9 protein-coding genes are annotated in these 13,069 nt (G+C 33.0%); 6 read left to right on the top strand and 3 right to left on the bottom strand.

All coding sequences use genetic code 11. The annotated features are described in order from the left end of the window. The first annotated feature begins 356 nt into the window (after window positions 1–356). The 5 genes from mnmG (at window position 357) to B3J44_RS17075 (ending at window position 7,550) form a co-directional block, all read left to right on the top strand. A complete protein-coding gene (gene mnmG, locus B3J44_RS17095) occupies window positions 357–2,228 on the top strand; it encodes a tRNA uridine-5-carboxymethylaminomethyl(34) synthesis enzyme MnmG (RefSeq protein WP_286969890.1) in 1,872 nt (623 codons plus the stop codon). Window positions 2,229–2,657: 429 nt separating this feature from the next. Further along, window positions 2,658–3,506 carry a class I SAM-dependent methyltransferase gene (locus tag B3J44_RS17090; protein ID WP_286969888.1) on the top strand — a complete coding sequence of 283 codons (849 nt, stop codon included), beginning with the start codon at window positions 2,658–2,660 and terminating at the stop codon, window positions 3,504–3,506. 236 nt (window positions 3,507–3,742) lie between these two features. After that, window positions 3,743–4,327 carry an OmpH family outer membrane protein gene (locus B3J44_RS17085; protein WP_286969885.1) on the top strand — a complete coding sequence of 195 codons (585 nt, stop codon included), beginning with the start codon at window positions 3,743–3,745 and terminating at the stop codon, window positions 4,325–4,327. Window positions 4,328–4,430: 103 nt separating this feature from the next. Continuing rightward, the gene (locus B3J44_RS17080; RefSeq protein ID WP_286969883.1) at window positions 4,431–6,710 is read left to right on the top strand and encodes a helix-turn-helix domain-containing protein; all 2,280 of its coding nucleotides are present in this window, start codon (window positions 4,431–4,433) and stop codon (window positions 6,708–6,710) included. A gap of 78 nt (window positions 6,711–6,788) precedes the next feature. After that, complete coding sequence (locus B3J44_RS17075) at window positions 6,789–7,550, top strand: hypothetical protein (protein ID WP_286969880.1); 762 nt, start codon at window positions 6,789–6,791, stop codon at window positions 7,548–7,550. A gap of 348 nt (window positions 7,551–7,898) precedes the next feature. Here B3J44_RS17075 and B3J44_RS17070 read toward each other — a convergent pair whose 3' ends face one another. The 3 genes from B3J44_RS17070 to B3J44_RS17060 form a co-directional block, all read right to left on the bottom strand. Beyond that, window positions 7,899–8,495: a DUF6705 family protein gene (locus B3J44_RS17070; RefSeq protein WP_286969878.1), complete on the bottom strand. Its 597-nt coding sequence runs from the start codon at window positions 8,493–8,495 to the stop codon at window positions 7,899–7,901. A 16-nt stretch (window positions 8,496–8,511) separates the two neighbouring features. Further along, window positions 8,512–9,957, bottom strand: a complete 1,446-nt coding sequence (locus B3J44_RS17065) for a hypothetical protein (RefSeq protein ID WP_286969876.1) — start codon at window positions 9,955–9,957, stop codon at window positions 8,512–8,514. A gap of 696 nt (window positions 9,958–10,653) precedes the next feature. Further along, on the bottom strand, window positions 10,654–11,625 hold the full coding sequence (locus B3J44_RS17060; protein ID WP_198855082.1) for an SPOR domain-containing protein: 972 nt from the start codon (window positions 11,623–11,625) through the stop codon (window positions 10,654–10,656). Window positions 11,626–11,862: 237 nt separating this feature from the next. Between B3J44_RS17060 and dprA the strand changes: the two genes are divergently transcribed. Then, window positions 11,863–12,963 (top strand): DNA-processing protein DprA, encoded by a 1,101-nt coding sequence (gene dprA / locus B3J44_RS17055; RefSeq protein WP_286969873.1) that lies wholly within the window; start codon window positions 11,863–11,865, stop codon window positions 12,961–12,963. Window positions 12,964–13,069 lie beyond the last annotated feature (106 nt).

Raw genomic sequence — 13,069 nt, 5'->3', positions numbered from 1 at the left:
AAGTTTAGAATGGAAGTTTAGAAATGTTTCACGTGAAACATTTATTGTGAAGATTCTGTTTCGGAGTTCTGATTTGAAAGTTCTGATTTGAAAGTTCTGATTTGAAAGTTCTGTTTGAAAGTTCTGTTTGAAAGTTCTGTTTGAAAGTTCTGTTTAAAGAATAAAAAAAGATGTTCCACGTGAAACGTTTTTATTTGTTTTCTGAATTTGAAGATATCAGTTTGCAGGTTTCAGTTTGAACTTGAAACCTGAAACCTGAAACCTGAAACAAAAATAAAAGTTCCACGTGGAACAAGAAAAATATAAATGTAATTCTAGAAACCGCGTTAGCGGTTTTTGGAGAATAATAAAACAAGATGTTTTTAGAAGAATACGATGTTATTGTGGTTGGTGCAGGCCATGCTGGTTCTGAAGCTGCGGCTGCGGCTGCAAATTTGGGATCGAAAACTTTATTGGTTACAATGAGTTTGCAGAACATAGCACAGATGTCTTGTAATCCTGCAATGGGTGGAATTGCAAAAGGACAGATCGTTCGCGAAATCGATGCGCTTGGAGGATATTCAGGAATCGTTTCTGATAAGACTGCGATTCAGTTCAAGATGTTGAACAAATCAAAAGGACCTGCAATGTGGTCGCCAAGAGTTCAAAGTGACAGAATGCGTTTCGCTGAAGAATGGAGAATGATGTTGGAGGCAACTCCAAATTTAGATTTTTACCAAGAAATGGTAAAAGGGTTAATTATTGAGAACGGAAAAATAAAAGGAATTAGAACTTCACTTGGTGTGGAGATTCGTTCCAAATCTGTTGTTTTGACAAATGGTACTTTTTTGAATGGTTTAATTCATATCGGAGAAAAACAGTTCGGTGGTGGTAGAGCAGGAGAAAGCGCTGCAACCGGAATTACCGAAGATTTGATCAAAGCAGGTTTTGAAGCTGGAAGAATGAAAACTGGAACGCCACCTCGAGTAGATGGACGTTCTTTGGATTATTCTAAAATGAATGAAGAAAAAGGTGATGCAAAGCCAGCCAAGTTTTCTTATTCAGATGTGACCGCTCCATTAACGAATCAGCGTTCTTGTTACATGACTTATACGTCTTTGAATGTTCATGATATTTTGAGAGAAGGTTTTGATCGTTCTCCAATGTTCAACGGAAGAATCAAAAGTTTAGGGCCAAGATACTGTCCATCGATTGAAGATAAAATAAATCGTTTTGCAGATAAAGAGCGTCATCAATTGTTTGTGGAACCCGAAGGATGGAATACTTGCGAAGTTTACGTAAACGGATTTTCAACTTCACTTCCAGAAGATATTCAATTCAAAGCGCTTCGTTCAGTTGCAGGTTTTGAGAATGTGAAATTTTTTAGACCAGGTTATGCAATCGAATATGATTTCTTTCCACCGACACAATTGAAACATACTTTGGAAACAAAGTTAGTTGAAGGTTTATATTTCGCTGGGCAAATCAATGGAACAACCGGATATGAAGAAGCAGCTTCTCAAGGTTTGATGGCTGGAATAAATGCACACTTGAAAGTACACGAAAAGGATCCATTGATTTTAAAACGTGATGAAGCTTACATCGGAGTTCTAATTGATGACTTGATTACGAAAGGAACGGAAGAACCTTATCGAATGTTTACATCAAGAGCAGAGTATAGAACTTTGTTGCGTCAAGATAATGCCGATTTCAGATTGACTCCAATGTCATACGAAATTGGTTTAGCTTCTGAAGATCGTTTACGAAGAATGGAAAAGAAATTAAATGAATCTGAAAAGATGGTTCAATTCTTTAAAGAGACTAGTGTTACGATTGCAGAAACAAATCCGATTTTGGAAGCAAAAGAATCAGCACCAATTTCTCAAGGAGATAAAATGTTTAAGATTTTTTCTCGTCCACAAATTGAATTAGAAGATATGTTGAAATTTGAAAAGGTTGAAGCATATATCAAAGAAAATGATTTGGATGAAGAAATTGTAGAACAAGCCGTAATTCAGGTTAAATATTCTGGTTATATCGAAAAAGAAAGAAATAATGCAGATAAATTAAATCGTTTGGAAGAAGTGAAAATTCCAGACAATTTTGATTATAATAAAATCAAGTCGATGTCTATTGAAGCAAAACAGAAATTAAGCAAGATTCGTCCTGTAACTATTTCACAAGCTTCAAGAATTAGCGGAGTGTCACCAAGTGATATTTCCGTGCTTTTGATTTATATGGGAAGGTAAAAAAGTTTGCATTCCCAGTTTTCAGTTTTTACTAAGACTGTAAACTGGGACTGAAAACTTTTAAATGTTCCACGTGAAACTATAATGCTTTTAGTTTTTTATTTCAGAATCGAGAAATCTAGATTTTAAAGTCTTAAATCTAAAATTGTTTCTGTTCCACGTGAAACCTTTTACTGAAACAAGAATGATTTTTTTGAAATAATTTGAATTATTAGCTGTTTCAGATGGAAAGAAAATCAAATTTGAAAAGGATATTAATTTGCAAAGAGGCTGAATAAAGTAGATTTGCAATTGTATTGAATTATCAATTTTGAAGAAATCAAAAAGAGTTTAGAAGAATAAAAGAAAAAAATAAAAATCCTAAAAGCGATAAAATTTCGTTTTTAGGATTTGCTATAAATTAAACCCAAATATCTATAAATTTAAAAAATGAACGTTTTAAACAAAAAACACTTTCTTACGGTAAAAGACCATTCTGTTTCAAAAGAAATTTTTGATTTATATTACGATGAAGAATTAGATATGCTAATTACTTCTCCGCAGCCCGAACTTCAAAATTTAGGCAAATACTACGAAAGCGAAGATTATATTTCGCATACAGATAACAAACGTTCGTTATTTGAAAAAGCCTATCATTTCGTAAAAAATATTGCGCTTAAGAATAAATTGAATCTTATCAATAGTCAGCAACCGAAAAAAGGAAAACTTTTAGATATTGGAGCTGGAACAGGAGATTTTCTTTTAACTGCAAAAAATGACGGTTGGGAAACCATTGGAGTAGAACCAAGCGATCGAGCAAAAAATATTGCTAAAGAAAAAGGAATTTCATTTGTAGAAGAAACTAGCACTTTAGAAAGTAATTCTTTAGATGTAATTACAATGTGGCACGTTTTAGAACACGTTCCAGATTTAGAACTTCAGATTCAAGAACTGAAGCGTTTATTAAAACCAACTGGAACTTTAATTGTTGCGGTTCCAAACTATAAATCGTTTGACGCAAATCACTATCAAACTTTTTGGGCAGCTTATGATGTGCCAATTCACTTTTGGCATTTTTCAAAAAAATCAATTCAAGTGCTTTTTGAAAAAGTTGATATGAAATTGGAAAAAATCCTTCCAATGAAGTTTGATTCGTTTTACGTGAGCCTTTTGTCCGAAAAATACAAAACAGGAAAGATGAATTATATAAAAGCTTTTTTCGTTGGTTTGAAATCAAATTTGAAAGCAAAAAACACAAAAGAATATTCATCACATATTTATGTTCTAAAGAACAAATAGAGTTCAAATTAATAAACAAAAAGCTATTTCTTAAAAACATGAAGAAATAGCTTTTTTGATTTAAAAAAATGATAAAAAACAATGGTTTTTATGTTATAAAGTTGAATTATTGGTATTATTTTTTCGATAAATAAAAACAATATCATAAAATTTGCGCATTTTTTAAACTTTATGCTGATGCTATTGATTTTTTTATATTTTTGTCTTCAATACTTAAAAAAATAGAATTTAAAAAAATGAAAAAAGCATTAGTTATTATCGCACTTTCAGTTTTCGCAGTTTCTTGTAATAAAACAGCAGAGGTAAAGGAAGTAAAAACAGCTTACGTGGATACTTCGGTTTTAATGAAAGAATACACTGAGGCAAAAGATTTAGAGGCAAAGTACAAAGCTCAAGCGGAAGAAAAAGGTAGACAATTACAAGCTGAGATTTCACGTTTTAAACAAGACGCTGCTAATTTTCAAAGTCAAGCACAAGCAAACGGTCAAGCTTGGGCACAGCAAAGAGGAGCTGAATTGCAAAAAAGAGAGCAGCAATTAGGTTATGCACAACAAGCATTAGCTCAACAGTTACAACAAGAAAGTGGTGTTGAAATGGATTCTCTTGTTAGTGGAGTTAAGAAATTCATTAAAGATTACGGAAAGAAAAACGGTTACTCTTACATCTACGGAACAGGAGATGCTGCAACAATTTTGTATGCTGAAGAGAAATACGATATCACAAAAGAGATTATCAAAGCTTTAAATGATAAATACAAAGCAGAGCCAAAAGCAGATGCAAAACCAGCAACTGAAACAAAAGAAGGCGAAGCAAAAAAATAAAAACTACCAAACTAACTAAATTACTGAAAACCTAAATCCACTAAGATTTAGGTTTTTTCTTTTTATAAAAATGCGGTAATTTTATTTTTTTAATACAAGCCCAATGCAGAACGTTTCAGAAGCGGCAGCTTATACTTTACAATTCATCAATCAGACTCAAAAATCTATTTTCCTTACGGGAAAAGCAGGTACGGGAAAAACTACGCTTTTGCGCGAAATTATAGCGACAACACATAAAAATACTGTGGTTGTTGCACCAACCGGAATCGCAGCTTTGAATGCTGGAGGCGTAACAATTCATTCCATGTTTCAACTTCCGTTTTCTGCTTTTATTCCGTCATACGAAGCGAGTGCACAATTTACGGAAACGGTAAAGTTTGAAAACAAAGAATCACTTCGTCGCCATTTCAAAATGAATAACGTTAAGCGAAATGTGATTAAAAACATGGAGCTTCTGGTTATTGATGAAGTCAGTATGATGCGTGCCGATTTGTTGGACGCGGTCGATTTCATGATGCAGACGGTTCGAAGAAACACACAGCCTTTTGGCGGAGTTCAAGTTTTGTTTATTGGCGACTTACTTCAGTTGCCACCAGTTATTCGCGATGAAGAATGGCGAACGCTAAAAAACTATTACCGAGGAAAGTTTTTCTTCCATTCTCATGTTCTACAAACGTATCCGCCGATTTACATTGAATTGTCAAAAATCTATCGCCAAACAGACAATGCTTTTATTTCGGTTTTGAATAATTTGCGAAACAATCAGATTACTCCAGAAGACATAGCCATTCTAAATCAGTATGTTAAGCCAGATTTTGACTTCAAAGAGAACAAAGGTTATATAACACTTACCACGCATAATGCCAAAGCAGATTCTATCAACTCACAGTCTATCAATGATTTACATGGTAAAGAATATGTGTATACACCATTTGTGGTGGGAGATTTTCCAGAAAAGATATTTCCTGTCGAGGAAGAACTGAAATTAAAAGTTGGCGCACAGATCATGTTTGTCAAAAATGATTTGTCTTTTGAGAAAAGATATTTCAACGGAAAGATGGGTGTAATCAAATCGCTTTCTGACGAAGAAATCTTTGTTCACTTTCCAGAAGAGAACATGACGCTTGAAGTAGAAAAGTACGAATGGAAAAATATCCGCTACAAAGTCAACGAACAAACCAAAGATATCGAAGAAGAGGTTTTAGGAACTTTTGCGCATTATCCGATCAAGTTGGCTTGGGCGATTACAGTGCACAAAAGCCAGGGTTTAACTTTTGACAAAGCAGCGCTTGATGTATCGCAAGTTTTCCTGCCTGGGCAGGCCTATGTAGCACTTTCGCGTTTGCGTTCGTTAAACGGGCTTATTTTGCTTTCTCCGATACAGATGAATGGCATTTCGAACGATCAAGATGTGATGGATTACGCTTTGAACAGAGCAACAGAAGAAACTTTAGAAAAAGCGCTTCATTTCGAAACCAAAAATTTTATTCATAACTATTTGATAAACAGTTTTAATTGGGGAGAATTGGCGCAAGAATGGCGAAATCATCGTTTTAGTTATAACGAAAATGCAGCAGGTTCCGAAAAAACGAAACATGCGGTTTGGGCGCATAAACGTATGGAAATTATGGAGCAGCTTTTAGATCCTTCGCAGAAATTCATTTCGCAACTCAATAAAATTTTCATCAAAGAAACGGTCGATTTGTTTTTTGTAAAAGAAAGGGTAGATGCGGCATACGATTATTTCTTCAAACAAATGGACAAATTGGTCGATGATCTGATTTATAAAATGGCTGAAATTCAAAAATTTAAAAAAGTAAAAGAGTTCTATGAAGAACTTAATTTTTTGGAAGATCTTCAAACCAAAGCCGTTTTACGATTGATGAAAGCGAAGTTATTGATCGAAGTGGTTGTTGCCGGCGAAGAAATCAGTAAAGAAAAGCTGACTTCGCCAAATATTAAAAATTACAAAACGAACAAAGCGGAAAGGATAAGAGAAGAGCTGAAAACGACAAATACAGACATTTTTAGAACCGAAGAACCCGTTGTTCGATACAAATCAGCTAAGACAGAGAAAAACGAGCTTAAAACGGCTAAAAAAACGACAGTCGAAGAAACGTACGATTTGTGGATGGATAAAAATTCTATTGAAGATATTGCGAGAATGCGTAAATTGAATGTTCAAACTATTGAAGGACATTTGATAAGACTTATTCAGTCGAAGAAAATCGAAATTACCGATGTTCTTCCGTATGATAAAATTTTGGCCTTGCGTGAAGCGTTCCAGTTTTATCAAGAGGAATCTTTGAGTCCTTTGAAAGAAAAATATGGAGATGAATTTACTTGGGACGAATTGAAAATGTTCAAAGCGAGCATAAATTAATTTTTGGAGCGTCCTACGTGAAACACTGTTTTCTGTTTTTCAAAAATCTAATTTCTAACGCATTAAATCATTTTTGACATGAAAACATTTAAAATATTGCTAACAATTTTGGTTTTTAGTTCTTCGTTTCTAAATGCTCAAGATTTGAAACCAGAATATCAAAAGTTTATTTCGAAATTTATTTTGGAAGTGAAAACAGGCGATAAAGAAGCAATTGCAAAGCGAATAAAATTTCCGTTCAAGAGAGAATATCCAATTCCGTCAGTGAAAGATAAGGCCGATTTTGTAAAAAGATATAATCAAATTTTTGATAAAGTTCTGGTTGAAAAAATAACAAAATCGGATCCTGCAAAAGATTGGTCAGAAGTAGGATGGAGGGGAATTATGCTCAATCGAGGAGATATGTGGATCGATACAGATGGAAGAATCATCAGTATCAATCATCAATCTGATGAAGAACTGAAAATGAAAAATGAACTAATCGCAAAGCAGAAAAATGCAGTAAATAATTCACTTTCAAAATTTAAAAAACCTGTTGCAATTCTGGAAACATCTAAATTCAGAATTAGAATTGATGATTTAGGAAATGATAATTATCGTTACGCTTCATGGTCCATCAAACAGGAAATGACTGAAAATCCAGATCTTATAATAGAAAAAGGAGTTTTTGTTGCAGACGGAACAGGAGGAAATCATTATTTTGATTTTAAAAAAGGCAATTTCAAGTATAGATGTTATTTTATTGTTTTGGGTCAGAAAGATTCGCCACCTGCAGTGTTGACGGTTTATCAGTCCGGAAAAGAAATTCTATCGCAAGACGCAAAAATTGTTTCACGATAAACAAAAAGCCCGATTCGTTTAGAAATCGGGCTTTTATGTTAAATGGCGAAAATTGCTTTGTCAAGTTCTTGGTAATCTACTGTTTGTTTAGAATCATGGATTTAGTAGGTAATATTTGCGTCGCCAAAGTAGGACATACAATTCTATCTATTAAATCTTGCTATGGCGCCAAAAATAATTTCATCTGTTTATTGCCAGATGATGTTATTGTTGAAATGAAAACCTCTCCAGATTGTCCACAGGTGCTGTTTAGCAGAATAAAAAATAGAATGGTAAGCGTCTAATTTTTCATAGGTTCCATTTTTTAATCCTCAAGTATCAGTAATACTTGAGGATTTTATATATAGGCTATTGTTTTATCATCAAATATTTACCGCCTTTTATAATTGCTGGCTTTGGTTTTGGCTGGCCTTCCCTAACAGCCATTGGTCCCGTATACCAAATTTCTGCGATAATTGCAGATTTTCCATTGACAGTAGTTTTTCTTATATCAATTTCTCCTACTTGAGGAGAAGATATAATACCAAGACGTAACCTTTTTTCATCAGCTCTGCAGTCGTCACATCCTAATACAGTTCCTGTTAAAATTCTTGTGCCACTTATATTATTACTGTTGCTGGTCGAGGTTAATTTACTTAATGTATTCACTTTTTCAATTCCATTTTCAATCAACTGATATTCTCCAACAATTAAGTCTTCATAATAAGCGCCATTCATAGAAGTCTTTATATTTTTTTGCAGTTTTATTTTTAAGGATGTATTGCCATTGGTATACACGTAAGTGCCATCATACCCATTTAATACATTTTTTGTATCTTTATAGTATGCGCCTTTTATGCCGACAAATCCTTCTTTTGGTGCTGTTATGTCTAATATCTGACTTTGTCCCGAACAGCTATTTAAAAAAATAAAAAATACTGCTAAAAAATTAATATAGTTTTTCATAATCATTTTATTATTGTTAAGTACAAGGTACAAGATTTGCTTTTTTTGTAGTTGGATTAAGTTCTAATTTGCTCCATTTAGTCAATAATGGATCTGCTTTATAAATGGTTATGCCAAAAGAACCAAATTGTTTGAGAAAACTTTCTTCTAAGGCTCCTGCACTTTCATCATATAGTATTGCCTGTGCATCGTGAATTTTTTTAATTTTTTCATCGTCTGATTTATTATTTAAATTTGGATTATTCCAGACTGAATTTACCTTACTGTCTAATAACGCAAAATCGTTAACTTTTATAGAATAAGTATTTACATTCCCGGCTTTATCTTTGGCGACCATTATACAAAAAACATCTTCTTTTCTGCTTGGAGATGCATCATTATAAGCATTTCTTAAAAATTTTACATCTCCAAAAGAAAACATTGCATAGCCATTTTTTGGGTGAGAATGTGCTCCACCAATATATGAAGAGCCTGTTGATAATGGAACTGAAAATTCATCTAGTGATGATATCTGATTATACTCATACCTGTAAGTCCCATCTGGATTCATGAGTTTTTTTACTTCAACACCGTGTTCCAATCTATTGACAGAAGCCATTACTTTTCCCTTTAACCAATCAATACTAGGTTTCATATTTCCTGTTTTTGTAACGTCTATTAATGCTTTCATTTGTCCGCAAGGATCTGTTGAATTTCCATTTTGATCTTCTCCACCTTCAGAACCAGAACCTGTACCTGTACCATGATTGGTATAAGAACCAGCATCTGAGTAATTTGGATTAGTACCACCTGTGCCATTGTAAATAATACCTCCTCCTCCCGAAGGATTTTGATAATTATTGTTTACTACAACTTCTTTTAATTGTATACCTGTATCTGTAGTTCCTCCTCCATCTACATCACATTCTATTCCGGCAGGACAGGCGACTTGATTTGAAGGGGCTTTACCTGTAGTTTGTTTGTTTTTAAGGGCTAAGGTAAGAACACCATTTTCAATAAGTCTATTGTTTTCGAACTTAGCAGTTTTTACAAAACCCTTTTTTAAATCCCACCCTACTATATAGCCATTAAAAGAAGGACTATTAATTGATGAATTATCTGCATCTGGATATATTTCAAAGACCATCGCTTCGTAATTGTTTTCGGATAGTTTATAAATATACAATTTTTGTTCCCAAAGCTCTGTTTGATCTTTTTTTACTTCAATTATAGGAACTATAATTGTTTGTGTTCCATCTTTTGAATTTGTAATTTCTGCATCATTCCAATTGTAATTTAAGTCCTTAAGTAAAGCAAAATTTTCACCTTTTGCTTCATAGTTTTTAAACCATACTTTGGCAGATTGCATAATTTTAGCATCTGTCTGTCCTACATCATTGTCATCTTTTTGACACTTGATAGAAGTAGCAAGAATTAAAAAGACAATCATAAATCTTGCGGCATTCTTAATTTTTCTTCTCATATTTTGGCATTTAAAGGTTAATATTCTATGCAACTATTTAGGATTATAGATGCAATTATAATGATAAAATATAAGAAAAAGATTATTTTTATAGTTTTATTTGTTAAATAATGTAATATTTATTTTATAAATTTATTTGATTTAGATAAAATAATGCGAGAAGTCTAGGAAAGAAGTATAGGTATCTTACTAAATACTTTTGTTTTGATATTTTGATATCAATTGGAACTCATCAGTACGAATAAAAAAGGGAATTTTAAAGATGAATGTCATTTTACAATTTAGGCGATAATAATAGGCGCCTTAAATGTTATTAAAATATCAATTGGAAAAAGAAATTCTATCGCAAGACGCAAAAATTGTTTCACGATAAACAAAAGCCCGATTCGTTTAGAAATCGGGCTTTTGTATTAAATGGCAAGAAGTGCTTTTCAAGTTACTTTTTCTGAGTTATTTGTGTCAATTTTAATTTCTGCGGAGCAATATCGTTCTTCTATGTTTTTATCTTTTTTTTGAAGTTCTTGAGAAAATGAGGTTGTTGTGATTTTTGTTTGTCCAAAGATAACGAATAAGTCGGCAGGAATGTTTCGCGTGGAACTTGTAATGGTTGAAAGAAATATTCAGGCCAATTCCAAATTTGATTCAATCAGGAAAGGCAAAAAAAATCCTGCTCTTTCGAACAGGATTAAAAGTATTTTATAGGTTTTCTACCAGAATCCAAGCTTGTGGATTTTCACCTTTTTGTATTTCTTTTTGAGCTTGTTCAGCTTCTTTCATTGTAGCATAACTTCCGTACAAAACAGGAAATAAACCGTGTTTGTTTTCTTTGAGCATTCTAGCTTTGAAACCATCTTTAATTAGTTGGTTATAAGCTTTTCTAGCATTTTGTTCACTTCTAAACGCGCCTGCCATAATGTGATAAGGCATTGTTGGCTCTACAGTTTCGACAGCAGCAGAATCTACAGAAAGGGTTACAGCTGGAAGCGGACTTTTGATAAAGAAAGTTGCTTCTTGAATTTTGTTCTGTACTTTTTTCTGAACAGCTTGTTCTACAACAAGTGTTTGATTGTCAATTTGATTTTGGTACAAAGGATAACCAATGCTTCCTGTAATTCCAAGTCCTAAAACAAGAATTGCAGCATAACGTAAGAATCGATTTGAAGATTTGGTTTCTTCTTCATTTTCGTATAATAAAGTGGCATCTTTTTCTTTTGCTGCAATCTTTTCGATTTTTTTCTCGAAAACCTCTTTTTTCACCATCGGAGAAACAAAAGGACTTAATCCAAAAGAAGTCGCCAAATAATTGGTCTGATCGTTCGGTCTGAAAATTATATTGCTTTCTGAATTTAAGCGCAATTCTCCAATATTTTTTAAAAGGATTACGCCTCCTTCTTCCAAAGTTTTTTTCCAATTTAAAACCTCAAAAGCAATTGCGCTAACTGCAAAACCGTAAGATGTTTTCTCAGCTTGAGCAATATGATTTGCTAACAAACCGTCGTTATTTTTGATACGACTGTTGAAAGAAATGGTTTTCTTTGGAGGAAAAAACGAATTAGTGCTTTCATTCAGCTGCGCTGAGTGAGTTTCGGTTAAAAATGCACCAAATCCTGGAACCGTTACACACTGATAACGATACAATAACTGTGAGATATATACTTCGATTTTCATAGTAACAAAGTTATGCATCGCGTATAGTTATCAAAATTTTATTCACAATTTTTATTAACAATTCACAATTATTTTTATACAATTCGTTTTCAAATATTTAGCTCTTTAGTTTCTGTGTGTGAATTTCGTTTTAGAAAAATTAGATTATATTTTAACAAGAAATAACTTTGTTTTAATGATATTTGCGATTCAAAAAATCAAAATTATTTTTTCTATTTTACATAATGTTTTAAAAAGATGACCGATCAGGATTTATTTAGTTTACTTGCCTTGTTGAAAGTTGATGGAGTGGGTGATATTTTAGGCAAAAAACTGCTCCACTCTTTTGGATCGGCTTCAGACATTTTTAAAGCCAAAAATTCTCAGCTGGCGACCGTTGATGGTATTGGATCTGTTTTGTTGAAGAATTTGAAGGACAAAACAATATTTGAAAGGGCGGAGAAAGAATTATTGTTCATTAAAAACAATACTATTCAGGTTTCTTTTTTTCAAGATGAAAGCTATCCAGAAAGACTTAAACATTGTTTTGATGCTCCAATTTTGCTTTTTACAGCAGGAAACATAGATCTTAAAAACAGAAAAATAATTAGTATTGTTGGCACTCGACAAATCACTTCTTACGGAACCGATTTCTGCAAAAAGTTGATTGAAGAAATAGCTCCGTTAGATCCAGTAATTGTTAGCGGGTTTGCATACGGTGTTGATATTGTAGCGCATCAAGCGGCTATAGATTATAATTTGCAAACAATTGGTGTTTTGGCTCATGGCTTGAATCAAATTTATCCTCGAACGCATAAAAAATACATGGCAAAAATGGAGGAGAATGGTGGATTTATAACAGAGTTTTGGAGTGATTCAAATCCCGATAAAGAAAAATTTGTTCGTAGAAACCGTATTGTTGCTGGTATGACTGAAGCAACAATTGTAATTGAATCTGCCGATAGAGGAGGATCTTTGATTACTGCAAATATGGCAAATGAGTACAATCGTGATGTATTTGCTGTGCCAGGACGAGTAACAGATAAATACAGTCAAGGTTGTAATAATTTGATTAAAACTCAGAAAGCGAACGTACTGACAAGTGCGGCAGATTTAATTTATATGTTGAATTGGGATATTAAAGAAAAACCAAAAAATATTCAGAAGCAGCTTTTTGTTGAGTTGGAATCTGATGAACAGAAGGTTTACGATTTTCTACAAAAGGACGGAAAACAATTATTAGACATCATTGCAATTGAATGCGAAATTCCAATTTTTAAACTTTCTGGAATTCTCATAGAGATGGAATTAAAAGGAGTTATTAGGCCACTTCCTGGAAAACTTTTTGAGTCAATTTAACGCAGAAAATCTTATATTTATTTTTTTGTAAAATGTTTGTACAAACGATATAAAATATAAAGCAGTAATAAGCCGAAAACTATATTTAATATTTGAAATACATACG

It is taken from the genome of Flavobacterium sp. UBA4854, from assembly GCF_002399805.1.
GTDB classification, from domain to species: domain Bacteria; phylum Bacteroidota; class Bacteroidia; order Flavobacteriales; family Flavobacteriaceae; genus Flavobacterium; species Flavobacterium ginsengisoli.
The sequence above is the reverse complement of the archived record's forward strand: the minus strand, read 5'-3'. Positions and strand labels throughout refer to the sequence as shown.

Excerpts from the sequence above, each read along its gene's own strand:
- mnmG (WP_286969890.1), top strand. The coding sequence starts at position 357 with ATGTTTTTAGAAGAATACGATGTTATTGTGGTTGGTGCAGGCCATGCT.
- B3J44_RS17090 (WP_286969888.1), top strand. The coding sequence starts at position 2,658 with ATGAACGTTTTAAACAAAAAACACTTTCTTACGGTAAAAGACCATTCT.
- B3J44_RS17085 (WP_286969885.1), top strand. The coding sequence starts at position 3,743 with ATGAAAAAAGCATTAGTTATTATCGCACTTTCAGTTTTCGCAGTTTCT.
- B3J44_RS17080 (WP_286969883.1), top strand. The coding sequence starts at position 4,431 with ATGCAGAACGTTTCAGAAGCGGCAGCTTATACTTTACAATTCATCAAT.
- B3J44_RS17075 (WP_286969880.1), top strand. The coding sequence starts at position 6,789 with ATGAAAACATTTAAAATATTGCTAACAATTTTGGTTTTTAGTTCTTCG.
- B3J44_RS17070 (WP_286969878.1), bottom strand. The coding sequence starts at position 8,495 with ATGAAAAACTATATTAATTTTTTAGCAGTATTTTTTATTTTTTTAAAT.
- B3J44_RS17065 (WP_286969876.1), bottom strand. The coding sequence starts at position 9,957 with ATGAGAAGAAAAATTAAGAATGCCGCAAGATTTATGATTGTCTTTTTA.
- B3J44_RS17060 (WP_198855082.1), bottom strand. The coding sequence starts at position 11,625 with ATGAAAATCGAAGTATATATCTCACAGTTATTGTATCGTTATCAGTGT.
- dprA (WP_286969873.1), top strand. The coding sequence starts at position 11,863 with ATGACCGATCAGGATTTATTTAGTTTACTTGCCTTGTTGAAAGTTGAT.